This window comes from Rhodococcus sp. 06-418-5, from assembly GCF_002258285.1.
In the GTDB taxonomy this organism is placed as follows: Bacteria; Actinomycetota; Actinomycetes; order Mycobacteriales; family Mycobacteriaceae; genus Rhodococcoides.
This window is the reverse complement of the sequence record NZ_NOYE01000037.1, coordinates 410,040-436,205: the sequence shown is the minus strand read 5'-3', so window position 1 is coordinate 436,205 and position 26,166 is coordinate 410,040. Positions and strand designations below refer to the sequence as shown.

At 65.6% G+C, this 26,166-nt stretch carries 23 protein-coding genes; 16 read left to right on the top strand and 7 right to left on the bottom strand.

Annotation, left to right across the window (positions count from 1 at the left end; genetic code table 11):
• Positions 1-20: 20 nt before the first annotated feature.
• Entirely contained in the window at positions 21-767 is a 747-nt protein-coding gene (locus tag CH274_RS27290) for an LmeA family phospholipid-binding protein (protein WP_179272843.1), read from the bottom strand.
• A gap of 109 nt (positions 768-876) precedes the next feature.
• On the opposite strand from CH274_RS27290, the gene CH274_RS27285 reads away from it, so the two are divergent.
• Positions 877-1,464: a type IV toxin-antitoxin system AbiEi family antitoxin domain-containing protein gene (locus tag CH274_RS27285; protein ID WP_032393851.1), complete on the top strand. Its 588-nt coding sequence runs from the start codon at positions 877-879 to the stop codon at positions 1,462-1,464.
• On the opposite strand, the gene CH274_RS27280 is transcribed toward CH274_RS27285, so the two are convergent.
• The 3 genes from CH274_RS27280 to CH274_RS27270 form a co-directional block, all read right to left on the bottom strand.
• Positions 1,461-2,168 carry a class I SAM-dependent methyltransferase gene (locus tag CH274_RS27280; protein ID WP_256993710.1) on the bottom strand — a complete coding sequence of 236 codons (708 nt, stop codon included), beginning with the start codon at positions 2,166-2,168 and terminating at the stop codon, positions 1,461-1,463. The genes CH274_RS27285 and CH274_RS27280 overlap by 4 nt on opposite strands.
• 143 nt (positions 2,169-2,311) lie before the next feature.
• The gene (locus CH274_RS27275; RefSeq protein ID WP_094659441.1) at positions 2,312-2,815 is read right to left on the bottom strand and encodes a DUF2505 domain-containing protein; all 504 of its coding nucleotides are present in this window, start codon (positions 2,813-2,815) and stop codon (positions 2,312-2,314) included.
• A gap of 11 nt (positions 2,816-2,826) precedes the next feature.
• On the bottom strand, positions 2,827-3,336 hold the full coding sequence (locus CH274_RS27270) for a DUF2505 domain-containing protein (RefSeq protein WP_094629748.1): 510 nt from the start codon (positions 3,334-3,336) through the stop codon (positions 2,827-2,829).
• 57 nt (positions 3,337-3,393) lie between these two features.
• Between CH274_RS27270 and CH274_RS27265 the strand changes: the two genes are divergently transcribed.
• The 3 genes from CH274_RS27265 (at position 3,394) to CH274_RS27255 (ending at position 7,305) form a co-directional block, all read left to right on the top strand.
• Positions 3,394-4,410 (top strand): UDP-N-acetylmuramate dehydrogenase, encoded by a 1,017-nt coding sequence (locus tag CH274_RS27265; protein WP_094659440.1) that lies wholly within the window; start codon positions 3,394-3,396, stop codon positions 4,408-4,410.
• 62 nt (positions 4,411-4,472) lie between these two features.
• Entirely contained in the window at positions 4,473-6,023 is a 1,551-nt protein-coding gene (locus CH274_RS27260) for an MBL fold metallo-hydrolase (protein ID WP_032393856.1), read from the top strand.
• Between the two features lie 85 nt (positions 6,024-6,108).
• Complete coding sequence (locus tag CH274_RS27255) at positions 6,109-7,305, top strand: L,D-transpeptidase (protein WP_179275880.1); 1,197 nt, start codon at positions 6,109-6,111, stop codon at positions 7,303-7,305.
• Positions 7,306-7,372: 67 nt separating this feature from the next.
• On the opposite strand, the gene CH274_RS27250 is transcribed toward CH274_RS27255, so the two are convergent.
• Positions 7,373-8,128: an SDR family NAD(P)-dependent oxidoreductase gene (locus CH274_RS27250; protein ID WP_094659438.1), complete on the bottom strand. Its 756-nt coding sequence runs from the start codon at positions 8,126-8,128 to the stop codon at positions 7,373-7,375.
• A gap of 338 nt (positions 8,129-8,466) precedes the next feature.
• Here CH274_RS27250 and CH274_RS27245 point away from each other — a divergent pair, with 338 nt between their 5' ends.
• The 10 genes from CH274_RS27245 (at position 8,467) to CH274_RS27200 (ending at position 20,900) form a co-directional block, all read left to right on the top strand.
• The gene (locus CH274_RS27245) at positions 8,467-9,741 is read left to right on the top strand and encodes an ROK family protein (RefSeq protein WP_179275879.1); all 1,275 of its coding nucleotides are present in this window, start codon (positions 8,467-8,469) and stop codon (positions 9,739-9,741) included.
• 11 nt (positions 9,742-9,752) lie between these two features.
• Complete coding sequence (locus CH274_RS27240) at positions 9,753-10,634, top strand: alpha/beta fold hydrolase (RefSeq protein WP_256993709.1); 882 nt, start codon at positions 9,753-9,755, stop codon at positions 10,632-10,634.
• 38 nt (positions 10,635-10,672) lie between these two features.
• Complete coding sequence (gene mshA, locus CH274_RS27235) at positions 10,673-12,001, top strand: D-inositol-3-phosphate glycosyltransferase (protein WP_032393860.1); 1,329 nt, start codon at positions 10,673-10,675, stop codon at positions 11,999-12,001.
• Entirely contained in the window at positions 11,998-12,495 is a 498-nt protein-coding gene (locus CH274_RS27230) for a YbjN domain-containing protein (protein WP_032393861.1), read from the top strand. Before mshA ends, CH274_RS27230 begins: the two co-directional genes overlap by 4 nt.
• A 58-nt stretch (positions 12,496-12,553) precedes the next feature.
• Positions 12,554-14,014: a nucleobase:cation symporter-2 family protein gene (locus CH274_RS27225; RefSeq protein ID WP_032393862.1), complete on the top strand. Its 1,461-nt coding sequence runs from the start codon at positions 12,554-12,556 to the stop codon at positions 14,012-14,014.
• 75 nt (positions 14,015-14,089) lie between these two features.
• Positions 14,090-15,181 (top strand): BMP family lipoprotein, encoded by a 1,092-nt coding sequence (locus tag CH274_RS27220; protein WP_230596611.1) that lies wholly within the window; start codon positions 14,090-14,092, stop codon positions 15,179-15,181.
• A gap of 22 nt (positions 15,182-15,203) precedes the next feature.
• Complete coding sequence (locus tag CH274_RS27215) at positions 15,204-16,706, top strand: ABC transporter ATP-binding protein (protein WP_094629742.1); 1,503 nt, start codon at positions 15,204-15,206, stop codon at positions 16,704-16,706.
• The gene (locus CH274_RS27210; RefSeq protein ID WP_045200973.1) at positions 16,699-17,937 is read left to right on the top strand and encodes an ABC transporter permease; all 1,239 of its coding nucleotides are present in this window, start codon (positions 16,699-16,701) and stop codon (positions 17,935-17,937) included. The genes CH274_RS27215 and CH274_RS27210 overlap by 8 nt, the downstream gene beginning before the upstream one ends.
• Complete coding sequence (locus CH274_RS27205; protein ID WP_045198883.1) at positions 17,934-19,211, top strand: ABC transporter permease; 1,278 nt, start codon at positions 17,934-17,936, stop codon at positions 19,209-19,211. The genes CH274_RS27210 and CH274_RS27205 overlap by 4 nt, the downstream gene beginning before the upstream one ends.
• A gap of 99 nt (positions 19,212-19,310) precedes the next feature.
• Positions 19,311-20,900 carry an AMP-binding protein gene (locus tag CH274_RS27200; RefSeq protein WP_032393865.1) on the top strand — a complete coding sequence of 530 codons (1,590 nt, stop codon included), beginning with the start codon at positions 19,311-19,313 and terminating at the stop codon, positions 20,898-20,900.
• Positions 20,901-20,969: 69 nt separating this feature from the next.
• Here CH274_RS27200 and CH274_RS27195 read toward each other — a convergent pair whose 3' ends face one another.
• Both CH274_RS27195 and CH274_RS27190 read right to left on the bottom strand, forming a co-directional pair.
• Positions 20,970-21,935: a glucosyl-3-phosphoglycerate synthase gene (locus tag CH274_RS27195; RefSeq protein WP_094659437.1), complete on the bottom strand. Its 966-nt coding sequence runs from the start codon at positions 21,933-21,935 to the stop codon at positions 20,970-20,972.
• Between the two features lie 35 nt (positions 21,936-21,970).
• Positions 21,971-22,993 (bottom strand): alpha/beta hydrolase, encoded by a 1,023-nt coding sequence (locus CH274_RS27190; protein ID WP_032393866.1) that lies wholly within the window; start codon positions 22,991-22,993, stop codon positions 21,971-21,973.
• Between the two features lie 259 nt (positions 22,994-23,252).
• Between CH274_RS27190 and CH274_RS27185 the strand changes: the two genes are divergently transcribed.
• Both CH274_RS27185 and CH274_RS27180 read left to right on the top strand, forming a co-directional pair.
• Entirely contained in the window at positions 23,253-24,707 is a 1,455-nt protein-coding gene (locus CH274_RS27185) for a condensation domain-containing protein (protein WP_032393867.1), read from the top strand.
• Positions 24,704-26,155, top strand: a complete 1,452-nt coding sequence (locus CH274_RS27180) for an MFS transporter (protein WP_094659436.1) — start codon at positions 24,704-24,706, stop codon at positions 26,153-26,155. The genes CH274_RS27185 and CH274_RS27180 overlap by 4 nt, the downstream gene beginning before the upstream one ends.
• The last annotated feature ends 11 nt before the right edge of the window (positions 26,156-26,166 follow it).

Genomic DNA, 26,166 nt, shown 5'->3' with positions numbered 1-26,166 from the left:
CGAATTACCGCTCACGTGGGTTACGCGACCAGCGAGCAACCCTCGGGTGTCGGCTGATTCTGATCCTGCTGAGTCACCGGAATCGTGTACTGCCCGCCTTCGAGGGTGAGCTCGATGCCGCTGTCGGTGACGGTCAGCGACGTCGGAGCCATGTCCAGCGGGTAGGCCTGCAGACTGTCGGTCAGCACACCGACGACGGAGTCGACCAGATCGGTGGGGATGCCGAGACCCAGAATCGATGCGTCGACGGTCTGGAAGTCGACCCTGCCGTCTGCAACCTGCGGCTTGACGGTCAGATTCGCCAGTGCTCCGACGGCGAAGTCGAGGGTGCCCGCCGACGCGTCCGAGGTGACGCCCGAGACGATCGCGCCGATGCCTTGGCTCTGCAGGGTGCGGGTGATGCCGTCGGTCGACCACGAGATGTCGGCACTGGAGCTGCCGATGGTGCCGCCGGAGTCGGCGGTCTGCGTCAGGTTCAGGTCACGTGCCTCGGCGTGCACGACCATGCCCTCGGCGGGACCGAAGCGCGCGTCGTCGCTGTCGACGGTGACCGAGGAGACCTTCTTGTCCACCAGTGACAGCAGGACCGGCTTCAGGCCGAGACCGACCTCGACCTGGCTGCCGAGCTCGGACTCGAGCTGGCCGGCGAGGCAGGATTTGATCTGCTGACGGACGAACAACTCGCCACCGATGACGGCGACGAGGAGAACGACGACGACGGAGACTGCGATCAGCGGTGCGGTGCTCCGCCTGGCTGTGGATGACATTCCTGGCAGTCTTCCCGATGATTCTGAGCAAGCTCTGTGAAACTCGCCGAACCTGCGGTCTCGATCGAAACTTTGTGACCTGTAACACATTGTGACGTAGGCTTGCGTCATGAGTACGACAGGACCGAGCGTGCACGAACTGCACTCGCTGGCCACTCGCCAGGACGGTTACTTCACGGCCGAGCAGGCCGGCGAGCTCGGCTTCGATTCTGCGATGGCGCGCGTCAATCTGGCCACCAACACGTGGACTCGCGTCGAGCGCAACCTGTTCCGACTCGGCCAGTGGCCACACAGCGAACTCGAAGTGTTCGCCATGTGGTGTGCCTGGTTCGGCGGCGAGGCCGTGATCTCGCACCAGAGCGCGGCGGAGCTACACGGATTCGGGCACCTGCACCCGCAATTCGTGCACGTCTGCGCATTCGGCGACCTACGACTGACCGACACCAGACTGGCGGTTCATCGCCTACGACTCGAGCCCCGGGACGTCGAATCGGCAGGCACCTTCAACCTCACCACTCCGGTGCGGACGGTGCTCGACCTCGCCGCGGGCGGCATCTCCCAGATCACCCTCGACGAGGTGGTGTGCGACGCCGTGGCGATCGGTCGCGTCGACCCGCAGGCGCTGTACTCCGAGGCCGGAAACAGCACGGATCGAGTGGCCGAACGCGTCGAACTGGCACTGTCCGCCTGCACCTAGTCGATTCGCGTTGCCGGTGCGACCGTCGACCACGGGACCGTGAGTACGTTGTCTCGCATCCGTCGGCGCGGGAGTGTGATCGGAAGACCCTGTTCGGCAAGCACTTTCATGGCTGCGCGCCATCGGATTCGAGGTCCGAACGGGGCCAGCGGGGCCGAGACCGACCACGCTCTGTCGGCCCGTCGAAGCAGATCGTGGATCAGCTCGCCCTCGATGTTGCGATGTATCAACACCTTCGGAAGCCGCTCCGCGATATCCGACGGCATCTCGACGTCGAACGGATCCCATGCCAGCGTCAGGGAACGGGGGCCCTCGGCGTCGAGCAACACCCAGGCGCACCGTCGGCCGAGCTCGTCGCAGGTGCCGTCCATCAGCAGGCCACCGGGTGCCAGGCCCGACAGAATGCGTTGCCAGGCAGCGGGTACCGCATCCTCGGGATACTGGCGCAGTACGTTGAACGCCCGCACCAGGTCGGGGCGCAGGCCCGCCAGCTCGAAACCGCCGCGGGCGAACTGCACGCCGTCACTTCCGGGGACGACGCGAGCGGGGTCGATCTCGAGACCGGTGACTCGGAGGTCGGGCCGGACGGTGCGCAATCGACCGGCCAGCTCGAGCGTCGTGTTCGGCATCGCCCCGTACCCGAGGTCCACGACGAGGGGATTCGCCGAGCTCTGCAGAACGCGTCGAACATCGGGGTGGTGCATCAGCCACCGGTCGCTACGACGCAACCGATTGATGCCGGTGGTGCCGCGAGTGATGACACCTTCGGGGCCGGGAGCGGAGCCTGTGGAACGACCCAGATGGGGAGTGGAGCCTGCGGAACGACCTCTATGGACCGGGCTCAGGGCTAGGCGTTCTTCTCGAGCCAGTCGGCGGTCACTTCGCCTTCACCGCGCCACAGGTCGATGAGGTTGACGAGCATCAGCTGCTCGAGCTTGCCGCCGATGAACGGCAGGAAGACCTTGGCCTCGGAGGAGGTGCGCAGGGTCGATCCGCCGTTGGTGGGGAAGAGCGAGGTGGTGCCCTTGAGCGAGCCCGGTCCGGCCGGAATCGACGCGTCGTAGTGGCCCGCGGTGACTTCCTCGAAGGCATCGAAGTGCACGTTGCGGGTGATGATCATGTCCTTCTTCATCACCGTCTGCGCGATGTCGGGCAGTTCGGTGCGCGGGATGACGTGGTACATCACGATGTCGATTCCGGCGTCGGACACCTCGAAGCTCTTCAGCTCGTTCTCCGAGTACTTACGCATCTCCTCGATGCGCGCATCCCAGTGATCGCGACTGGAGAGCGCTGCATAGACCTGCTGCGTCGAGTGGGTGAACCGGGCGGAGTAGTTCATTCGGCGAGCCATAGTGCGCCAGGTTAGCCGTTCGGGTTCGCGGCGATCCAGTTACCGGTGAAGTCCTGTTCGTTGTCGATGAGGGAGAGCACCTGCTCGCTGATCATCGCTTCGATCTTGCCGCCGAAGATCGGGACCTTGACCTCGGTGGTGCCTGCCAACGCGATGGTGGTCGTCTCGCCGCCGGCGTCGAGCGTGGTGGTGCCGGTGATGCGAGCGGGTGCGCCTTCGACGGTGGCTCCGAACGTGCCGTCGGCGTGGGTGCCGTCGAACGGTCCCCAGCTCTCGGTGCGTTCGATGATGAGGTCGCCCTTCTTGAAGGCGGTCACTGCGGACGGCAACTCCTCTTCGGGAACGGACTGGGTCATGACGACGTCGATGGTTCCGTTGCCGACCGTGACGCTCTTCAGGCTGGCACCCGGTCCGCCGATCTGCTCGATGCGGTCCTTCCAGTACTGCTCGGACGTCAGCGCGGCGTGGACCTTGTCGGCGGAGGCGGGCACAGTCGAGCTGTGCTCAATGGGGCGAGGCATCCCCGCAGGTTACCGGGTGACCGAAGACCAGGTGCGCGACCGGTAGCGTGAGAGTCCGTGCCTACTGCAATTTCGGAGCTCACCACCATCCGGGTGGGCGGCCCGGCCCGTGAATTCACTGTCGCGACGAACGCCGACGAGTTGGTCTCGCTGGTGCGTGACGCGGACCGCTCGGGGACGGATGTGCTGGTCATCGGCGGCGGATCCAACCTGGTCGTCGGCGACGACGGCTTCGACGGCCGGGTGGTTCGGGTGACCGGGTCCCGGCTGGACATCGACGGCGAAATCGTGACGGTCGATGCGGGTGTCGAGTGGGATGCCGTCGTGCAGGCGACGATCGACGCGGGACTGTCGGGCATGGAAGCACTCTCGGGTATCCCCGGAACCACCGGCGCGACGCCCATCCAGAACGTCGGCGCGTACGGCGCATCGACGTCGGAGCTGCTGCACAGCCTCACCGTCTACGACCGCGAGACCGATCGGACGGCGGTGTGGACGCCGGAGCAGTGCGGTTTCGGAACGCATCGGTCGTCGGTGTTCAAGCGATCCTCGCGCTACGTGATTCTGGACGTGACGTTCGCACTGAACAAGACGACCGAGTCGCTTCCGGTGCGCTACGCGGCATTGTCGGAGCGTCTCGACGTGCAGATCGGCGACGTCGTACCGGTGCCGGACGTGCGCGCTGCCGTGCTGGCTCTGCGCGGCGAACGCGGCATGGTGCTCGATGCCGACGACCACGACACGTGGAGCGTCGGATCGTTCTTCCTCAACCCGGTACTGCCCGAGGTGCCCGAGGCCGCCGCACACGCGCCCAACTTTCCCGACCCCGCGGGCACCAAGATCCCGGCCGCCTGGCTGATCCAGAACGCGGGCTTCCCACGCGGATACGGCACCGAATTCGGGCGCGGCACCGCGGCGCTCTCCTCGAAACACGTGCTGGCGATCACCAACAGAGGTGGGGCGGCCGCGTCGGACATCATGGCGCTGGCCGCGCACGTCCGCGACGGGGTTCAGGAGAAGTTCGGCATCACGCTCACGCCCGAGTGTGACCTCGTCAACTGCGCGCTGGGTTAGGGCCGGTCGAAACGGCGCATACGATGAAGCTTTGCAAGTGAAGGCTCCAGGGAGGTAAATCAGTGCAGGTCACCAGCGTGGGACATGCGGGATTCCATATTCGGACCGACGCCGGAAGCATCCTGTGCGACCCGTGGGTCAACCCGTCGTTCTACGCGTCGTGGTTCCCGTTCCCCGACAACTCGGGTCTGGACTGGGACGCCCTCGGTGATTGCGACTACCTCTACGTCTCGCACCTGCACAAGGACCATTTCGACCCGAAGAACCTGGCCGAGCACGTGAACAAGGACGCCACGGTCCTGCTGCCGGACTACCCGGTGCTCGATCTCAAGCACGAGCTGGAGAAGCTCGGCTTCCACAAGTTCTACGAGACGACGGACTCGGTCAAGCACACGATCTCCGGTCCCAAGGGCGATCTGGACATCATGATCATCGCGTTGCGTGCGCCCGCCGACGGGCCGATCGGCGACTCGGGTCTGGTCGTCTCGGACGGCAAGACCGTCGCGTTCAACATGAACGACGCGAGGCCGGTGGACCTGGACGTGATGACCGAGAATTTCGGTCCCGTGGACGTGCACATGCTGCAGTACTCGGGCGCGATCTGGTACCCGATGGTGTACGACATGGTCTCGCGCGCGAAGAAGAACTTCGGCATCCAGAAGCGTCAACGGCAGATGGATCGGGCGCGCCAGTACATCGAGCAGGTCGGCTCCACCTGGGTCGTCCCGTCGGCAGGCCCGCCGTGTTTCCTCGACGACGAACTGCGTTCGCTCAACGACGTCTACGGCGACCCGGCGAACGTGTTCCCGGACCAGATGGTGTTTCTCGAGCAGATGCGACTGCACGGGCACGACAAGGGCCTGCTGATGATGCCGGGCACCGCCGCCACGTTCGACGGCTCCGAGCTGATCTCCCACGAGCACCCGATTCCGACGGCCGAGGCCGAGGCCATCTTCACCACCGGTAAGGCCGAGTACATCGAGGCCTATGCCCAGCGTCAGGCATCGGTCATCGCAGCGGAGAAGGCGGCGTGGGCTCCGGCCGAGGGTGAGCCACTGCTCGAGCCGATGAGGGGCCTGTTCGAGCCGATCATGGCGCAGACGGACCTGATCTGCGACGGTATCGGCTATCCCGTCGGAATCACCATGGGCGACGAAACCGTCGTGCTGGACTTTCCGAAAAGGATTGTGCGCGAACCGATCTCGAACGAGAAGTTCCGCTACAGCTTCACCATCCCGCCGGAACTGGTGCGCACCGCGATACGCGACCGGGAGCCGGACTGGGTCAACTCGATCTTCCTGTCCACCCGCTTCCGTGCCCGACGCGTCGGCGGCTACAACGAATTCCTCTACACGTTCTTCAAGTGCCTCACCGACGAGCGCATCGCCTACGCCGACGGCTGGTTCGCCGAGGCGCACGACGACACCGCCACGATCACGATGGGCGGTTACGAGATCCAACGCCGCTGCCCGCACCTGAAAGCGGACCTGACGAAGTTCGGCATCGTCGAGGGCAACAAGCTCACCTGCAATCTGCACGGGTGGGACTGGAGTCTCGATTCCGGGCGCTGTCTGACGTCCAAGGGGCACGAACTGCGTACGCGCAAACTCTGAGTCATTCCGCGGGCTCCACTCCTGCCAGCTGTGAGACTGCCCCCAAAAATCGGGGTAGTTCGCCGACGCAGGTACGTTGGATAACGTGCATGAGCAGGTAGAACAGACAAAACGGACTCGCACGGTGTGGTTGATCGCCGTGCTGGTCGCCTTGGTGGCACTCGTGGCAGGCTGCACCGTCGGATCGGGCGATGCCGGCTCGGGCACGGCAGCCCCGACCACGGAAGCAGCGCCCGTCGCGCGGGTGACCGAGAACCCGGTCGCAGGTGCCGTCGACGTCAGTCCCGTCGCACCGATCTCGGTCTCCGTTGCCGACGGAACGCTCGCCCAGGTCGCGTTGACCAACCCCGACGGCAAGGTCGTCCAGGGCGCGCTCTCGCCCGACAAGACCTCGTACGCCATCACCGAGCCTCTCGGCTACGGCGTGCAGTACACGTGGTCCGGCTCGGCCGTGGGCAGCGACGACAAGGCCGTCGAGATCACCGGTGCCTTCACCACCGTCGAACCCGCCAGCCGCACGTCGGTGAGCACCAACATCGGCGACGGCCAGGAGGTCGGCATCGCCGCCCCGATCATCCTGCAGTTCGACTCGGCGATCGCCGACAAGGCCGCCGTCGAGAAGGCGTTGACGGTGACCACCAACCCGCCGACTCCCGGCGCGTGGGCATGGTTTCCGGACGACAACGGCTCGCGCATCCACTGGCGTCCCACCAACTACTGGGCTCCCGGCACGACCGTCTCGGTGGTGGCCAACCTGTACGGCGTGAACTACGGCGACGGTGCATACGGCGCCGACGATGTCACCCTGAACTTCAGCATCGGACGCAGTCAGGTCGTCGTCGCCGACGCCACCAGCCACCGCATGCAGGTGGTCCGCGACGGCGCGACGATCATGGACATACCGGTCAGCTACGGCGAGGGCAACGAGGACCGCAACGTCACCCGCAGCGGTATCCACGTCGTCACCGAGAAGCACGAGGACTTCCTGATGTCCAACCCGCCGTTCTACGAGAACGTCCGCGAACGCTGGGCGGTGCGCATCTCCAACAATGGCGAATTCATCCACGCCAATCCGCTGACCACCGGCGTGCAGGGCGCGTCGAACGTCACCAACGGGTGCATCAACCTCTCCGACGCCGATGCTCAGCAGTACTTCCAGACGGCGATGTACGGCGATCCCGTCGAGGTCACCGGCACGCGCATCGACCTCTCGGCAGCAGACGGCGACCTGTACGACTGGGCCATCGACTGGCCGACGTGGGAGTCGATGTCGGCGCTGTGAGCGCTACGCGCAGGTGAGCGAAACTTCGTAGCCCACTACGAAGTTCCGCTCACCTGCGGCGAAGCCGCTACTTGCGGGAGAAGCGCCCCGGACCGGCCTGATCCCGGGGCTTGATGATGATCTGGTCCAGGTTGACGTGCGACGGGCGCGATGCGACGAAGCCGATGACCTCGGCGATATCGCTCGCCACGAGTGGTGTGATGCCCTGGTAGACCGCGTCGGCCTTGGCGGCGTCGCCGTCGAACCGGACGAGCGAGAACTCGGTCTCCACGGCACCCGGAGCTACCTCGGTCAATCGCACCGGCTTGCCCAGCAGCTCGCCGCGCAACGTCCGATGCAGCACCGCCTGAGCGTGTTTGGCCGAGGTGTAGCCCGATCCGTTGTCGTAGGCCTCGAAGGCAGCCACGGACGTGATGGTGACGATCAGACCGTGCCCGGAGTCGATCAGCTTGGGCAGCAACGACTTCGTCACCCGCAATGTACCGAGCACGTTGGTCTCCCACATCCAGCGCCAGTCGTCGAGGTCGGCGTCGATCACCGGGGCCAAGCCCTTCGCGCCCCCGGCATTGTTGATCAACACATCGACACGGGGAACGACCGCGGTGAAGGCGGCGACCGAATCCTCGTCCGTCACATCGAGTTCCAGGGCAGTGCCACCGATCTCCGACGCCAACTCCTCGAGCCGGTCGAGTCGGCGGGCACCGATCACGACGTGGAAGCCGTCGGCGGCCAGTTGGCGGGCGGTGGCCGCGCCGATGCCGGAGCTCGCTCCGGTGACGACGGCGATTCGGGCATCGGGGGAAATGTGTTCGGACGAGGTCATGGCGAAATTCTATGCCCGGCGTGCCCCGTGCTGTCCGACGCCCGATTGGACATCGGACGCAAGGGTGCTAATTTTGATTCCATGTCCGCCAGTGAGACCACCGCGATGCGGGTCACCTATGTGACCGCGGCTCTCGGCTCTCGCTTGCCGCTTCCTCGGGAACTGTGTTGTCCCGGCCAAGGAATCCGTCTCTAGCTCTCCGTTTCGAGCTGCAGACAGTCGATTCGCGCGTCGTGGTTCCGTACGACCACCGCGCCCCTTCCTTGACCTGCATCACTTCGCACTTCCGTCGTTGTCCATGCACGACGGAAATCTGCCACTGCTGAGGACCACAACGGATGTCTGTATCAACCCTGCACCACCACTCCGGCCCTACCTCTCGGCGGTCTCTCCCGAGGCCTCGATCGCGCGTCCAACTCGTCGCACCGGATCTGCGGATCGCCGACAGTCCCGCCGCGTCGGTGCTTCGGGTGGCCTGCGTCGAGGGGCCCATCTCGCGCGAGCGTGCCGCTCGCGCAACCGGATCGAGCATCGCCACGGTCAATCGCCAGGTGTCGGCCCTGCTCACCGTCGGGCTGCTTCGTGAGCGCGCAGACCTGACGGCACCGGGGGCGATCGGCCGTCCGCGGGTGCCGTTCGAGGTCAATCACGAACCGTTCTCGACCATCGGCATCCACATCGGAGCCGTCGTCACCGGCATCATCGTCAGCGATCTGCGGGGACGCATCCTCGGTGCCATCGAGATACCAACGCCCGCCGGGTCTTCGGAGACAGCGTTGGCGTCGATCACCCGCAGTGCCGGTGCCTTCGCCGGACGCTGGCACCGCCGCACCCCACTGTGGGTGGGGGTGGCGATCGGTGGACGTGTCGACACCGCGACCGGCACCGTCGACCATCCGCGGCTGGGATGGGAGAACGGCCGCGTCGCCGGAATCATCGGTGGTGGACTCGGACTGCCGATCTCGGTCTCCGGGCACGTCGAGGCCATGGCGGCCTCGGAGCTGCTTCTCGCACCGCGCCTGTCGGACAGTGTTGCGTCGCAGAGCAACAGCGGAACTTCTCTGTACTTCTACGCACGCGAGACCGCAGGCATGGCGCTGACCATCGACGGCCGCGTGCACACCCCCACGAGCGGCCCGGGGTCCATCGCACACCTGCCCACCGGATCGTCGGCGCTGTGCAGCTGCGGCAATCGGGGATGCCTCGAGGCCTCCGTCAGCGATCGAGCGGTGGTCGCCGCCGCCGTCGATCGCAAAATAGTCGGACCGCAGCCTCACCCGAGTATCGGCGCGGTGTATCAGGCGGCGCAGGCAGGCTCCGAGGCCGCGCGGGAGTTGCTCGTCGAGCGAGCGCAGATTCTGGGGCGGACGGTGGCGCTGCTGCGCGACATGTTCAATCCGGACCGCGTGGTACTCGGAGGCCAGGCGTTCACCGCGTACCCGGCCGGAATTCCGCACGTGGGGGAGGCCTTCGCGACGCATTCGACGTTGGAGCGCAGGGATATTCGGGTGAGCGGTTTCGGCGACAAAGTGCAGGAGTACGCCGCAACCGTGGTCTCTCTGAGCGCCCTGTACTCCGATCCGCTCGCCTCGATGCGCAAGGCTGCCGCGTAGGTTGACCCACTATGAGCCAGCCCGATACGAGCACCCGTGCAGCAGGACCGATTCGCCAGGCCACCGGCATCGACGGAGCCAACATCGTCTACCGCGTCAGCGGTGACCCAGCGGCGCGGCCACTGATCCTGCTGCACGGGTGGGCGCAGAGCTCGGCCTGCTGGGGCGAGGGACTGCTGGCCGACCTGGCGGAGCGTTACCGCGTCGTCGCCGTCGATCTGCGCGGACACGGCTATTCCGACGCCCCGCCTGCCGGTTACGACGATCCCAGGACATGGGCAGGCGATGTCGACGCGGTACTCGCCGCCGAGGGCATCACATCCGACGCGGTGCTGCTGGGTTGGTCGTACGGCGGACTGGTGATCTGTGACTACCTCGCCGAACACGGCACGGGCGCGGTGGCGGGCATCGTGCTCGTCGGTGCGATCACCAGCATCGGCAGGAGAGAGGCAGGCGGCCGCGTCGGGACGGCCATGCGCGCTGCGATCCCCGGTGCGATGGCCGAGGAGCCCCGCGTCGCGATCAAAGCGCTCGGGAGTTTCGGGCACGCGCTGACCGGGCCGACAGAAGGCAAGGGCACGGAGGCGCAGGCGCTGTTCGGGTTGACACTGTCGACGAGGCCACGGGTTCGCGCAGCCCTGTTCGATCGAGCGGTCGGCCACGACGACCTGCTGCGCAGCCTCGACATCCCGGCGTTGGTGCTGCACGGGACCGAGGACACCGTCGTCGACGTCTCCGCCGGACGGCACGCTGCGGAGCTGATTCCCACGGCGGTCGCGTCGTACTGGGAGGGTGTGGACCACGGGCCGTTCGTCGCCGATCCGCAGCGCTTCTTCACCGAGGTGACCGAGTTCGTGGATGGTCCGAGTCTGCCCGGTCGTCGGAAGGGGTAGTTATCGAGACGTAATGTGGAGGCGTGCACACTGAAGAAGTGACTGGACGCCAGCTGAACAGGGTCGCTGTGTTGTCCTTGCATACCTCCCCGCTGGCGCAGCCGGGAACGGGCGATGCGGGCGGCATGAACGTCTACGTGCTGCAGAGCGCGAAAGAGCTGGCCAAGCGCGGCGTGGAGGTCGAGATCTTCACCCGTGCGACGGCGTCGACCGACGCGCCCGTCGTCGAGGCAGCTCCCGGAGTGCTGGTGCGCAACATCGTCGCCGGTCCGTTCGAGGGGTTGGACAAGCACGATCTACCCACTCAGCTGTGCGCATTCGCAGCCGGGGTGCTGCGAGAAGAAGCTCGCCACGAACCCGGTTACTACGATCTGGTGCACTCGCACTACTGGCTCTCGGGTCAGGTCGGTTGGCTGGCGCGCGATCGCTGGGGAGTGCCGCTGGTGCACACCGCGCACACTCTCGCCGCCGTCAAGAACGCGTCTCTGGCGCAGGGCGACTCGCCCGAACCCGCCGCGCGTCAGATCGGTGAGCAGCAGGTGGTGGCCGAGGCGGACCGGCTGATCGCCAACACCACCGAGGAAGCGAAGTCTCTCGTCGAGATATACGGGGCGTCGCAGGGTTCGATCGACGTCGTTGCGCCGGGAGCCGATCTGGCGCAATACAATCCGGGTGACAAGCGTGCGGCGCGCGCCGAGCTCGGATTGAATCCCGACGAGTCGATCGTCGCATTCGTCGGACGCATCCAACCGCTCAAGGCCCCCGACGTGCTGATCGCCGCGGCTGCCGAAGTGCTGCAACGCAATCCGACGACACCGCTGCGCGTCCTCATCGTCGGCGGCCCGTCCGGCAGCGGACTGGATCGACCGGACGCTCTCATCGATCTGGCCGAGAACCTGGGGATAACTGCCCGAGTGACGTTCATGCCGCCGCAACCGTCGGCGCGCCTGGCCCAGGTCTACCGCGCTGCGGACATCGTCGCCGTTCCGAGCTACAACGAATCGTTCGGCCTGGTCGCGATCGAAGCCCAGGCCTGCGGCACTCCGGTCCTGGCCGCGGACGTCGGCGGACTCGGCGTGGCGGTGCGATCGGGCGAGACCGGACGCCTGGTTCAGGGCCACCGCACCGAGGACTGGGCCGATGCGCTCTCGTCGATGCTGGCGGATCCAGTTGCCTTGGCAGACATGGCGACCGCGGCACCGCAGCACGCCCGCAACTTCTCGTGGGAGCACACCGCCGACGGACTCATCGAGAGCTACCGCAAGGCCAAGTTCCACTTCGACCGAGGCGAGGGACCGAGCGAGTTCTCTCCGCGACGCGTCCGAGGATTGTCGAAACTACGCAGATCAGGAGCTGTGACTGCATGAGCGAGACCGCCGAACTGATCGACCGGGCACTGAAGGACCGCGAGCTGGACTACACCCGGCGGGGCGAGGTGTTCACCGTGGAACTGCCAGGGGAACGCAAACTCAAGACCACGACGATGCTGACCGTCGGGCATCACGGGGTGCGGATCGAGGCGTTCGTCTGCCGCAAACCCGACGAGAACTTCGAGGGCGTCTACAAATACCTGCTCCGACGCAACCGTCGCCTGTACGGGGTTCACTACACGATCGACAAGGTCGGCGACATCTACCTCGTCGGCCGAATGTCGTTGCACGCCGTCAACGGTGACGAACTCGACCGCATTCTCGGCCAGACCCTCGAGGCCGCCGACGGTGACTTCAACGTGCTGCTCGAGCTGGGCTTCGCCGAATCCATCAAACGGGAATGGGCGTGGCGGGTATCGCGCGGCGAATCGTTGGCGAACCTGAAGGCGTTCGAGCATCTGGTGGAGGCCGGTAAGGCCGAGCAAGCGTAACTCGCCGGAAATGGGTGGGTGCCGCTGCCCGTAACGTCCGGTTCCTAGCCTGACATTCATGACCAGGCCCGAGGACGCTCGCCCACCGGTGCTGCAGATGTTCGGTTACGGTCTGCAACACATCCTCTCGATGTTCGGCGGCGTCATCGCCGTCCCGATCATCGTCGGCGGAGCGGCCGGACTCTCCGGAGCCGATCAGGCCCTGCTGATCTCCTGCGCGCTGTTCGTCAGTGGCGTGGCCACCGTGCTGCAAACGATCGGCATCCCGTTCTTCGGCTCGCAACTGCCGCTGGTACAGGGCATTTCGTTCGCATCGGTCTCGACGGTTCTGACGATCATCGCCGGCGCGGACGACGGGCGAACCGGACTGCGCACCGTGCTCGGAGCCGTTCTCGTGGCCGCGCTGATCGGATTGGCGATCGCCCCGTTCTTCTCCAAGATCGTTCGGTTCTTCCCGCCGCTGGTGACCGGCAGCATCATCACCGTCATCGGATTGTCGCTGATGCCGGTGGCCGCCCGCTGGATCACCGGCCAGGAACTGGTGGGCGGTGCCCCGAACCCGAACTACCTGGACCCCGGCAACATCGGGCTGGCGATGTTCACCCTCCTCGCCGTGCTGGTGATGACCAAGATCCCCGGACTGTCGCGGCTGTCGATCCTGCTCGGACTCGTCGTCGGCACCATCGCGGCACTGATCGTCGGCAAGACCGACTTCGACGGCGTCGCCGACGCGTCCGTCGTGGCCGTCCCGACACCCTTCGCCTTCGGCTCACCGATCTTCGCAATCGGCGCGATCGTGTCGATGACCATCGTGATCCTGGTGATCATGGTCGAGACCACCGCCGACATCCTCGCCGTCGGCGAAGTGGTCGGAACCGACGTCGACTCCAAGCGCGTCGGCGACGGCCTGCGCGCCGACATGGTCTCCTCAGCCGTCGCCCCGATCTTCAACACCTTCCCGGCCACGGCCTTCGCGCAGAACGTCGGCCTGGTGGCGATGACCGGCATCAAGAGCCGCTTCGTCGTGGCGACGGGCGGTGGCGTGCTTGCACTGCTGGGCCTTTCGCCGATTCTCGCAGCCGTCGTCGGGGTCGTCCCGCTTCCGGTTCTCGGCGGCGCAGGCATCGCGCTGTTCGGAACCGTCGCCGCGAGCGGTATCCGCACCCTCGGCAAGGTGAACTACGACAACAACTCCAACGTCGTCATCGTGGCGGTGACCTTGGCGTTCGGCCTCATACCTGTTGTCGCGAGCGACTTCTGGGACGAGTTCCCGGACTGGTTCGTCACGATCTTCCACTCCGGAATCAGTGCCGCCAGCATCGTCGCGGTGGTACTCAACGTATTCTTCAACGTGTTCAAGCCCGGAACTCCGCCGAACCCCTCGGTGGTGGCAGCGGGGCCGGCAGTGATGGTGCGTGAGGACGAAGCACGAATACTCCGTGAAGGCGGCAGCTTGCCCGACGATGTCTCCACCGCGAAGGCCGAGCCGCACAAGGCCGAGCCCGACAGGGATGCCTGACCGAAATCCTGCGCACCCTCGCCCGCGCGAGTAGCGTCCCGACCCAGACGAAGTACACCTAAATTGGAGGACATCTTGTCATTCGTTACCCGCACGAGTACGCGGAAGGCAGCACTCGGCGGCGTCGCGTCGCTCGGTGCCATCGCCCTGATCGCAGGCTGTGGATCCGCCCCCGAAGACGAAGGATCGGGCGGAGGCGGATCGAGTGACTTCCTGCCCTGCATGGTCTCCGACAGTGGCGGATTCGACGACAAGTCGTTCAACCAGCTCGGGTTCGAGGGCTTGACCGAAGCCTCCGAAGAACTCGGCGTCGAGCCACGCACCGTCGAGTCCGCATCGCCCACCGACTACGGCCCCAACATCAACAACCTCGTCGATCAGGGCTGCAACCTCATCGTCACCGTCGGATTCGATCTGGCCGACGCCACCAAGGTGGCCGCCGAGGCCAACTCCGACATCGACTTCGCGATCATCGACGACTCCACGATCGATCTGCCGAACGTCAAGCCGCTGACCTACGACGCGTCGCAGTCCGCATTCCTCGCCGGCTACGCGGCCGCGAGCTACAGCACCACCGGCGTGGTCGGTACGTTCGGTGGCTCCCAGCTGCCGACCGTCACCATCTTCATGGACGGCTTCGCAGACGGCGTGAACTACTTCAACGAGCAGAAGGGCGAAGCGGTCCGCGTCATCGGCTGGGACGTACCCTCGCAGAACGGCTCGTTCACCGGCGGATTCACCGCCAACGAGGTCGCGAAGAACACCGCCCAGGGTCTGATCGACCAGAACGCGGACGTCATCTTCCCGGTCGGCGGTCCCATCTATCAGAGTGCGGCACAGGCCATTCGCGACTCCTCGCGCCCGGTCGCCCTCATCGGTGCCGACGCCGACGTGTTCGAGTCCGACCCCTCGGTCGGTGACCTGCTGCTCACCTCGGTGACCAAGGGACTCAAGACCAGCGTCGACGAGGTCGTCGCCAACTCCGGTGCCGATGCGTTCGACAACACCCCGTACGTGGGCACTCTCGAGAACGACGGAGTCGGTATCGCACCGTTCCACGACTTCGAGTCCAAGGTCGACCCCGCGCTGCAGGGCGAGCTGGACACGATCAAGGCCGGCATCATCGACGGGTCCATCACCGTCGAGTCGCCGTCGGCACCCAAGTAGCACCAAACGGTCGTAAAGGGATATGAAGCTCGAACTTCGCGGTATCACCAAACGATTCGGCTCGTTGATCGCCAACGACCACATCGATCTGAGCGTCGAATCCGGCGAGATCCACTGTCTCCTCGGCGAGAACGGTGCAGGCAAGTCCACGTTGATGAACGTGCTCAGTGGCCTGTATCGCGCCGAGGAGGGCCAGATTCTGCTCGACGACGTCGAGCAGAACTTCGCCGGACCGGGCGAGGCGATGACCGCCGGAATCGGCATGGTGCATCAGCACTTCATGTTGATTCCGGTGTTCACCGTCGCCGAGAACATCGTGCTCGGCAACGAAACCACCTCGCTCGGTGGACGACTCGACCTCGTGGCAGCTCGGAAGCTGGTGCGGGAGATATCCGCGAGGTTCGGCTTCGACCTCGATCCCGATGCTCTCGTCGACGACCTTCCCGTCGGCGTGCAGCAGCGGGTCGAGATCGTCAAAGCACTCTCTCGTGAGGCGAAGGTACTCGTGTTCGACGAGCCGACAGCCGTCCTGACGCCGCAGGAGACCGACGATCTGATGCGGATCATGCGCGAACTCGCGGCGTCGGGCACCACGATCGTCTTCATCACCCACAAGCTGCGCGAAGTACGCGAAGTGGCCGACAAGATCACCGTCATCCGGCTCGGCAAGGTCGTCGGCGAAGCGAAGCCGACCGCCAGCAACACCGAGCTCGCGGCACTGATGGTGGGACGCGATGTGCAGCTGACCGTCTCGAAGGACCCGGCCACGCCCGGGGACGCGGCACTGGTGATCGAGAACCTGTCCGTGTTCGACGCCCAGGGCAACAAGACCGTCGACGACGTCAGCCTCGAAGTCGCGGCGGGAGAGATCCTCGCGATCGCCGGCGTGCAGGGCAACGGTCAGACCGAATTCGTCGAAGCCCTACTCGGGTTGCAGGACAACGTATCCGGCAAGATCAGCCTCGACGGCAACTCGCTCGTCGGGTCGACGGTGCAGGACGTGCTCGACGCAGGCGTCGGCTTCGTCCCCGAGGACCGCACCGTCGACGGACTGGTGGGCGAATTCTCCATCGCCGAGAACCTGATGCTCGATCGCTCCAACAGCATGCCGTTCGTGCGACGCGGCGCGGTGCAACGCGAGTATCTGGAGAAGTTCGCATCGGACAAGCTCAGCGAATTCGACGTTCGCGCACCGGGAATCGGCACCGCCGTCGGACGCCTCTCCGGTGGCAATCAGCAGAAGGTGGTGCTCGCGCGAGAACTGAGCCGCGATCTGCGACTGTTCGTCGCTGCGCAGCCGACTCGCGGAATCGACGTCGGATCCATCGAATTCGTGCACAAACGCATCGTCGCCACCCGGGATTCGGGGATCCCGGTCATCGTGGTGTCGAGCGAACTGGACGAGGTTGCCGCACTGGCCGACCGCATCGCCGTCATGTATCGAGGAGCAATCGTGGGAATCGTCCCCGGGGATACGTCCCGCGAAACACTCGGATTGATGATGGGTGGTGAACGCGGTGAGTGAGGCCGAGCGGCCGTCGGTATCTCAGGAGCCGTCGAAGTCGCATGTCGTGTTGCGGCAGATCTTCACCGGCAGCGCGATCATCTCGGTTCTCGCGGTGTTGCTCGCGTTGATCGTCGGGGCCGTGCTCATCGCCGCCACCAACTCGGCCGTGCAGGAATCGGCCGGGTACTTCTTCTCCCGTCCCTCGGACATGCTCGAGGCGGTCTGGGATTCCGTTGCCGGAGCGTACTCGTCGTTGTTCCAGGGCTCGGTGTACAACTTCCGGCGTCCAGGATTCGAGAACGGCATCCGTCCGCTGACCGAGACGCTGACCTTCGCCACTCCGCTGATCGTCGCGGGACTCGGTGTGGCACTGGCCTTCCGCGTCGGAATGTTCAACATCGGTGGCCGCGGCCAGATGCTCATCGCATCGGCGTGCGCAGGCTGGGTCGGCTTCGGAGTGAACCTGCCGGCCGGGATCCACCTCCTGGTGGCCGTCGTCGCCGGAGTCCTGGGCGGCGCAGTGTGGGGCGGTATCGCCGGATTCCTCAAGGCACGCACCGGCGCTCACGAAGTGATCGTCACCATCATGCTCAACTACATCGCGTTCTACCTCGTCGCGTATCTGCTGCGTACCCCCGGTGCTCTGCAGGCACCGGGATCGAACAACCCCAAGACCCCGCCCATCGCGTCGACTGCGGTGTTCCCCAAGCTCTTCGGCGACCGCTACAGTCTGCACCTCGGATTCGTGCTGGTGATCGTCGTGACCGTCGCGGTGTGGTGGCTGCTCGAACGGTCCAGTCTCGGATTCCGCTTCCGCGCCGTCGGCGAGAATCCGCACGCGTCGCGCGTCGCAGGCATGAACGTCAATCGGATCTACCTGTACGCGATGATCCTGTCGGGCGCCCTGGTCGGCTTGGCCGGAGTGGCGCAGGTGCTCGGCACCGTCACCACCGGCTTCAGCGCCGACATCGACGCCGGAATCGGGTTCGACGCCATCACCGTCGCACTGCTCGGCCGATCGAAACCCTGGGGCGTGTTCTTCGCGGGAATCCTGTTCGGCGCGTTCAAGGCCGGCGGGTTCGCCATGCAGGCAGCCGAGGGCGTACCGATCGACATCGTGCTGGTCGTGCAGTCGGTGATCGTGTTGTTCATCGCCGCGCCGCCACTGGTGCGAGCGGTGTTCCGATTGCCCAAACCAGGTGAAGAGAAACTCGCGAAAGCCGAGACCGCGAAGGTGAGTGCACTGTGACCACCTCTACCGACGCCGTCGGTGCCCCCGCCGAGGCGGTGCTGGGTCGCAGCTGGAAGGTGCCCACGATCCTCGGGGTGGTGACCCTGCTCGCTCTGGTGCTGTTCGTCGTCAAGAAGGGTTCGGGCACAAGCACATTCGCGTTGGCCTCGGAGGGTGACTTCTTCGCGTTGCCCGCCGTGGGCGTGCCGTCGTTCGGCACCGGTCTCGCGGTGGTCGTCGCGCTGGCCGTCATCACCGCATACGCGGCGTTCCTGGCCTCGCAGTACCGCTCGGCACCGCTGTGGCTGCTCGCAGTGTTCGCCGTGCTGTTCGTCTTCGGGTTCCTGGCCTGGGCCGCGGACGGTGAGACCATTCCCGTTCCCGGATTGCTCATCGGCGCGGTCGCTCTGAGTACCCCGCTGATCTTCGGTGCCATGGGCGGCGTGATCTCCGAACGCGTCGGCGTCATCAACATCGCCATCGAAGGACAGTTGCTGGCAGGTGCGTTCGTCAGCGCCGTCGTCGCGTCGATCACCGGCTCCACGTACGTCGCGCTACTCGCGGCACTGATCGCCGGAGCGTTGACCGCGTCCCTGTTGGCCGTGTTCTCCATTCGCTACTTCGTGAACCAGGTCATCGTGGGTGTGGTGCTCAACGTGCTGGTGGTCGGACTGACCAGCTTCCTGTACTCGGTGGTGCTCACCAAGAACGCCGAGACACTCAACTCACCACCGCGCTTCGCGCGCATCGACATTCCGGTGCTCTCGCAGATTCCGATCCTCGGCCCGGTGCTGTTCCGGCAGACGCTCATCGTGTACCTGATGTACGTCGCGGTAGCTCTGGTTTTCCTCGGGTTGTTCCACACCAAGTGGGGCCTGCGACTGCGCGCCGTGGGTGAACACCCGCAAGCTGCCGACACCGTCGGAATCAATGTCGCCCGCACCCGATTCTGGAACGTCTGCCTCGCCGGTGCCATCGCCGGCCTCGGTGGTGCGTACTTCACCCTGGGTTCGGTCGGAGCGTTCGGCAAGGAGATGACGGCCGGTGCCGGCTACATCGCTCTCGCCGCCGTGATCTTCGGGCGCTGGGATCCGGTACGCGCGACGCTGGCTGCACTGCTGTTCGGATTCGCGTCGAACCTGCAGAACGTACTGGGCATCATCGGCTCGCCGGTACCCAGTGAGTTCATGCTGATGCTGCCCTACGTGGTGACCATTTTCGCCGTCGCGGGCCTCGTGGGCCACGTCCGGGGACCGGCCGCAGCGGGCAAACCGTACGCGTCGCGAAGTTAGCCCTCCACTACCTGACTCGGCGGTAGGGTCGTACGTCCGTTGTGACCGCTTTCACTGTAGGGTTCGATCATTGTTGCCGCAGTTTTTCGAAGGAGAGCCATGAGCTTCCGCAGTCCCTTTCCCGATGTCGAGATTCCCGAACTCAGCGTCTACGACTTCCTGTTCGGATCGATCGCCGAGTCCGACCTCGACAAGCCTGCACTGATCGACGGAACGTCGGGTGCGGTCACCACCTACAAGACGCTGATCGGCCAGATCGACGCCATCGCAGGCGCTCTGGCCGCACGCGGACTCGAGGTCGGCGACGTCGTCGGACTCCACTCGCCGAACGTGCCCGCGTTCGCGTCGGTGCTGCACGGCATCCTGCGCGCGGGTGGAACTGCGACGACGATCAACGCGCTGTACACGGCCGAGGACATCGCCAAGCAACTCACCGGCTCGGGCGCGAAGTTCCTGTTCACCGTCTCCCCGCTGTACCCGCAGGCCAAGGCCGCCGCGGAGAAGGTCGGCCTCGACGCAGACCACGTCATCGTGCTCGACGGCGCAGAGGGCCACCCGAACCTGCGCGACCTGCTCACCCAGGGCGCACCCGCCCCCGAGGTCTCGTTCGATCCGGCCACCCACGTCGCGGTGCTGCCGTACTCCTCCGGCACGACGGGTGTGCCGAAGGGCGTCATCCTCACCCACCGCAACCTCGTCGCGAACGTGGCTCAGATGGAACCGCGCGTCGGGATCGACAGCGACGACGCGATCCTGGCGCTGCTGCCGTTCTTCCACATCTACGGCCTGACGGTGCTGCTCAACATCGCCCTCAAGCTGCGCGCCCACCTGGTGACGATGCCGAAGTTCGACCTCGTCGAATTCCTGAGGATCATCCAGGATCAGAAGCTCACGTATCTGTTCATCGCACCGCCGGTGGCCGTCGCGCTCGCCAAGCACCCGATGATCGATCAGTACGACCTCTCCAGCGTGCACACCATCTTCTCGGGCGCGGCACCGCTGGACGAGGAACTCGGCAAGGCCGTCGCGAAGCGTCTGAACACGCGGGTGCGTCAGGGCTACGGCATGAGCGAGCTCAGCCCCGTCAGCCACGCCATTCCGTTCGATCGCGACGACATGCCGCTCAGCTCGGTGGGCCAGCCGCTGGCGAACACCGAGAACAAGCTCGTCGACCCGGGCACCCTCGAGGAGATCGAGCTGCCCACTGAGGGATTGAGCAAGCCCGGTGAGCTGTGGGTCAAGGGACCGAACGTGATGGTCGGATACCTCAACAACCCCACCGCCACCGCAGAAACCCTCGATTCCGACGGTTACCTGCACACCGGCGACATCGCCGTCGTCGATCCCGAGGGTGTCGTCTACATCGTCGACCGCCTCAAGGAACTGATCAAGTACAAGGGCTACCAGGTGCCCCCGGCCGAGCTCGAGGCATTGCTGCTCACGCACGAGGAGATCGCCGACGCCGCCGTCATCGGAGTGCTCGACGACGAGGGCGAGGAAATTCCCAAGGCGTTCGTCGTCCGCCAGCAGGGTGCCACGATCGACGAAGAGGGCGTCATCGCCTTCGTCGCCGAGCGCGTGTCGCCGCACAAGAAGGTGCGACGCGTCGAGTTCATCGACATCGTCCCCAAGTCTGCGGCGGGCAAGATTCTGCGCAAGGACCTCCGTGCCGCGGAGACAGGCAAGTAGCTCGTTTCTCGAAAGCCCCAGCCGCGCCCTCCACCGTGCTCGACGGTGGAGGGCGCGGCTGGCTTCGTCTCACACCGGGGCGCTCACCGAGTTCCGGCGAGTGGCACGGAGGTAGTGGTCGACGGTGATCAGCGGGGGACGGTCGACAAGAGACAAGGGTGCCACGCTCATCGAGACCTGAGAGCCGGTGGTCGAGAATGTGGTGAACTCGGCTCCGGAATCGTTCAGGCCGAGGCGCGAGAACATCGTGGCGATGATCTGCCGACTCATGACCGCCAGCTCCGAGGTCGGTCGATTTCGATGCCGTCGGGTTCCCAGTCCGACCTGACCGATCGCGCCGATACCCAACCGGTCGCACGTATCGAGCAGGACACCGATCTCGACGCCGTAGCCGGGCGCGAACGGAAGTGCCTCCAAGAGGCGACGAGTCGCGGCGTATTCTCCGCCCAAGGGTTGGAAGACACCGGCGAGCTCGGGCCGAAGTGCCGTCAGCAGCGGCGGTACCGTCAGCTGCGTGACGCGGCCGCCGCCGTCCTCGTCGGTGGTGTCACCGATCGTCAGGGGTCGACGAAAGAAGCCTTTGACCAACTCGACGTCGTCGTCCATGACCAGCGGTCCGACGAGGGAGGGAACGAAGTGCGAACCGGGATCGACCAGATCGGAGTCGACGAACACCACGATGTCCCCCGAGGTCGCAGCCACGCCGCGCCACAGCGCTTCACCCTTGCCGCGGACCACGGGTGTGCCGGGTAGTGCGTCCTCCCTGGAGACGACGGTGGCACCGGCGCAGCGGGCCCGAGCGGCGGTGGCGTCGGTCGATCCCGAATCCAGCACCACCAGTTCGTCGATCAGGCTGCCCATATGAGGAGTCATCGAGGCGATGACGCCGGCAACCGTCTCCTCCTCGTCGAGAGCGGGTAGCACGACCGAGACGGTCCGGCCACGTTTGGCCCGAATGATGTCGGCGAGTGGCCACGGTGAGCGGGCCCAGGTGGCAGCCAGAGCCGGAGTGCCCGCAGCGTCGGTTCGGTTCATCGCTTTTCCTTCGTCATCGCTCGAGGAGTCACGGGTCAGGACGTGCCGGTCGGCAGCCCCAACGACGGTGCGATCACCGACCACGAGTCGTGCAGATCCTGTTGCCAATAGGCCCAGGAGTGGGTCCCGTTGGGTCGGAAGTTGTATGTGGCCTCGATGTCGAGCTCCTGCAAGCGTTTCTGCATCTGTTGCGAGCACACATCGGTCGTCGCCTCGATCACGGCACCGACGGCGAGTTGCTGGGCGAGCTTGCCGTAATCGCTGCCGATACCGGGACCACCCGGTACGTCGAATGCACCGGGCGCTCCCGTTCCGGACGAGATGTACACGTCGATGCCGCGCAACCCCTCGGCATTGACGTAGGGGTCGTTGGCAATCCAGTCGGCGCTTCCCTGGGGTCCCCACATGTTGGCGGTCGACCCACCGCCGCGGGCTTCGACCACCGACCTGACGTACATGGCACCCACCGGGTCGCTGGTACGCGCGCATCCGCTGAACGCCGCGACGGATCGATACACCGACGGGTGGGCGATCGCCAACTGCAGGACGGACGTGCCTGCCATCGAGATACCGGCGACCGAATTTGCCCCGTTGCCGTCGAGCAGAGCATCCATCAACGGAGGAAGTTCCCGACCGAGGAAGGTGGACCACATGTTTCGGCCCAGAACCGGATCGTCGTGCAGCCAGTCGGTGTAGTAGCTCGCTGCGCCGCCGCGCGGGACCACCACGTTGACGTTCTTGTTTCCGAAGAAGCCGGCGATGTCGGTCTGATCGAACCAGCTGCTTCCCCCGTCGCCGCCCGCCGCTCCGTTGAGTAGGTAGAGCGTCGGAGAACCGGGCTGTGCCGACCGAAATACGTCGACCTGGATATCGCGGTCCATGGCTGCCGAATGCACCCACACGATGTCTCGTCGGTCGGCAATGCCCTCGACGCCGACCACCGACGAGGTGGTTTCGGCGGTAGCCGGTGCCGCCGTGCTCGACAGGAGAACGACGGCGGTAGCGAGCGCGCTCAGAGCCGACGAGGTCGCCTGACCGAGGCGAAATCGACTGGGCATCAATGGTTCCTGACATCGTGGGAGCAATGCGCGACAGGCCTGTGTCCGACGCGGTACGACCTCAGACGGTAGATCGGAACACTGTCATCGACAACAATGCTGACGATTGTTCAGTTTTGACACAGATATCCCGCGGATCGTTGTCAATTTTCCAAAATGCTCGTCGGCGGGTTTCTCGGCCTCGGCCCGGATGATGCACTGGCTCCTCCGACGCACTTCTCCGCGTCGAATCGCTCTGTCTCCTTCGAAAGGTTGTGTCGTGGTCGCATTCGGACTCATCGACGAGTGGAAACCCGCTCCAGGACCGCTCACCACGTGGTCACCCACCGTCGCTTCACGAGCTGCTGCCGCGGCCGCACCCGTTCACCCGGCACCGCCCTCGCACATCCAGCAGGCGTATCTCGAAGCCGCGTACCGCAACCGGGGATCGTCGTTCCGATTCTCCCGGCTGTGCCTGGTGACGTTCGAGATCGAAGGCGCACTGGACCGCGCCGCGATGGGGCGCGCATTCAACACGTTCGTCACCCGGCACGATTCGTTCCGCAGCTGGTTTTCCACCACAGCAGAAGGTTCCACGCGCCACCTCGTCGACATCGCCGACATCGCGCTCGAACCGACCGATTTCGGAGTGCCGGCGGACTCCGAGGCCATCCGGCGTCACGTGCAGGACAGCACGCCCGGTCCCGAGAGCTGGGATTGCTTCTCGTTCGGAACGATCGAACACGACGATCACTTCGTGGTGTACGCGGCGGTCGATCACCTCGACACCGACGGCATCTCGCAGGCTCTGACCTACTACGAACTGCGCCAGCTCTACCGCAATGCGGTGACAGGGGAGTCCGACGGCCTGTTCACCCCGGGCAGCTACCTCGAATACTGCCAGCGTGAACGTCTCGAGAGCGACGCCACAACCCTGGACAGTCCTGCCGTTCGGACCTGGATCGATCTGGTCACCGACAACGGAGGTGATCTTCCGACGTTCCCACTTCCGTTGGGACGCAGCAGTGTCGACTACACACGGACCTCGCACAGCTCGTTCCCGTTGTTCGACGGTGCCACGGCGCGGGCAGTGGACGAGGCGTGTGCAGCCGTGGGAGTCAAGTTCATCGGCGGAATCTTCGCCGCCGCAGCCCTGGCGGAGTACGAGCTCGCCGGCCGGGACAGCTACCTCGGGCTGACACCCAAGAGCACTCGGTCGACGCCGGGTGAATTCGCGTCGATCGGGTGGTACTCGAGCCTGATTCCGGTGCAATTCGACCTCGGTGAGCAGCCGACGTTCCGTACTCTCGCGGTGCTCGCGCAAGAGGCATTCGACTCCGGAAAGCTGCTGGCGAACACCTCGTACCACCGGGTGCTGGAGCTGGCCTTACCGGAACACGGAATCACGACGCAGCCGGGATGGACCGCGCCGATGATCTCCTACGTCGACGTTCGCAAGCTACCGGGCGAAGCCGAATTGGACGCGGCGGGAGCCGGTCTCTACGGCAACCGCGGCAGCTCCGAGGAAGTCTTCATGTGGATCAACCGCTTCGAGGACCACACCGGCGTCGAGTTCCTGTACCCGGGCACGGACGAGGCCGATCGTTCGATCGACCTGTACTTCTCCAAGATCTCCGAAATCTACTCCGCCGTGGTCGACAAGGGTGACTACATTCCACAGCCGCCCGAGGCTCACGTGTTCGCCCACGAGCTTCCGGACGTCAGCCGGGTATGACGCACCCTCGCCGCGGCTCGTGGCTGACGCTGGGTGCCTGTCTGCTGGCCGTCACGATGCAGATGATCGACGTCACCGCCGTCACCGTGGCGTTGCCGACGATCGCGCGTGACCTCGACGCGTCGGGCACCGGGCAGGTCTGGATCCCGACGGCGTACCTGCTCGCGTTCGCCTGCGCGCTGCTCACGATGGCACGCGCCGGTGAGGTGTTCGGTCGCAGAACGGTATTCGTCGCCGGCACTGTGCTGTTCGCCGTGACATCGGTGCTCTGTGCGTACGCGCCGACAGTCGAACTGCTCGTCCTCGCTCGCGTGTTGCAAGGGCTCGCGGGAGCGGCGATGTCGGCCCAGACGGTGGCGATCGTGACAGCGGCCTACTCCGGCACCCGGCGCACCACCGCGTTCGCGCTGTACGGTGGCACCGCGGGGCTGACCGGACTCGCCGGGCCGTCGATCGGCGCAGCGCTGCTGCACCTCGACATCCTCGGAACCGGTTGGCGCGCAATGTTTCTGATCAACGTCCCGATCTCTGCGGCGGCAGTCGTTCTCGGTCGCAGGTTCGTCGCACCGGGTTCCGAGCAGGTCCCGGCAGGACACGGAGGACGGTTCGACGCGGTCGGTGCCGCCCTGTGGTCGATCGGGGCTCTGCTGATCGTCTGCCCCGTCATGATCAGCTCGAGTGCCCTCGCTGCCATGCCCGCGGTTGCGCTCGGTCTGACGACCCTGGCCGGGTTCGTGGTGTGGGAGCGTCGTCGACGTGCAGCGGGAGCGCACGTCATGGTGAACATCGGTGTCTTCGGTGCACGCGGATTCTCCGTGGGATGTGCGGTGTCGGCCCTCGTGTACGGCACTTTCACCGGATTCGTTCTGACGATGTCGGTGACACTGCAATCCGGACTGAGTGAGAGCGCGTCGACGGTGGCAGCGATCACCGTTCCCTTCGCGCTCGGAGCCGTGCTCGCCTCCGCGGCTGCGCCGATCTCGTTCCGCCACTGGGATTGTCGAGTCGTTGTGGCCGGTGCGGGGGCTATGGGACTGGCTCTGCTCGTTCTCGGCGTCACCACCGAGTATCTCGACAGTGCAGGCTTTCCCTGGTGGGCGGTCGTCCCGCTCGGTGTGCTCGGCGCGGGTCTCGGGTCGGTGATCGCGCCGTTGCAGAGCACCATCGTCGCCGGGGTGGCCCCGCACGCCATCGGCTCGGCGTCGGGGATCATGCCGACCGTCCAGCAAGTTGGATCTGCTGTGGGTACTGCGGTCACCGGTGCCGTGTACTTCAACCTGCTTCCCGCGGAGCCGGTCGCCGCGGACTACCTGACGTCGCAGCGGGCGGTGCTGTTCGGGCTGGCCGCGACCATGGGGTTGGCCACCGCAGTCGCGGCCGCGCTGCCCCGCGGCGATCGCGAGTCGGTCGACCGCAACTCGCCGATGGTCTCCCAGGGTGCGCCGTGACTGTCTCGAAG

Excerpts from the sequence above, each read along its gene's own strand:
- CH274_RS27290 (WP_179272843.1), bottom strand. The coding sequence starts at position 767 with ATGTCATCCACAGCCAGGCGGAGCACCGCACCGCTGATCGCAGTCTCC.
- CH274_RS27285 (WP_032393851.1), top strand. The coding sequence starts at position 877 with ATGAGTACGACAGGACCGAGCGTGCACGAACTGCACTCGCTGGCCACT.
- CH274_RS27280 (WP_256993710.1), bottom strand. The coding sequence starts at position 2,168 with ATGCACCACCCCGATGTTCGACGCGTTCTGCAGAGCTCGGCGAATCCC.
- CH274_RS27275 (WP_094659441.1), bottom strand. The coding sequence starts at position 2,815 with ATGGCTCGCCGAATGAACTACTCCGCCCGGTTCACCCACTCGACGCAG.
- CH274_RS27270 (WP_094629748.1), bottom strand. The coding sequence starts at position 3,336 with ATGCCTCGCCCCATTGAGCACAGCTCGACTGTGCCCGCCTCCGCCGAC.
- CH274_RS27250 (WP_094659438.1), bottom strand. The coding sequence starts at position 8,128 with ATGACCTCGTCCGAACACATTTCCCCCGATGCCCGAATCGCCGTCGTC.
- CH274_RS27245 (WP_179275879.1), top strand. The coding sequence starts at position 8,467 with ATGTCTGTATCAACCCTGCACCACCACTCCGGCCCTACCTCTCGGCGG.
- CH274_RS27240 (WP_256993709.1), top strand. The coding sequence starts at position 9,753 with ATGAGCCAGCCCGATACGAGCACCCGTGCAGCAGGACCGATTCGCCAG.
- CH274_RS27230 (WP_032393861.1), top strand. The coding sequence starts at position 11,998 with ATGAGCGAGACCGCCGAACTGATCGACCGGGCACTGAAGGACCGCGAG.
- CH274_RS27225 (WP_032393862.1), top strand. The coding sequence starts at position 12,554 with ATGACCAGGCCCGAGGACGCTCGCCCACCGGTGCTGCAGATGTTCGGT.
- CH274_RS27215 (WP_094629742.1), top strand. The coding sequence starts at position 15,204 with ATGAAGCTCGAACTTCGCGGTATCACCAAACGATTCGGCTCGTTGATC.
- CH274_RS27200 (WP_032393865.1), top strand. The coding sequence starts at position 19,311 with ATGAGCTTCCGCAGTCCCTTTCCCGATGTCGAGATTCCCGAACTCAGC.
- CH274_RS27195 (WP_094659437.1), bottom strand. The coding sequence starts at position 21,935 with ATGAACCGAACCGACGCTGCGGGCACTCCGGCTCTGGCTGCCACCTGG.
- CH274_RS27190 (WP_032393866.1), bottom strand. The coding sequence starts at position 22,993 with ATGCCCAGTCGATTTCGCCTCGGTCAGGCGACCTCGTCGGCTCTGAGC.
- CH274_RS27180 (WP_094659436.1), top strand. The coding sequence starts at position 24,704 with ATGACGCACCCTCGCCGCGGCTCGTGGCTGACGCTGGGTGCCTGTCTG.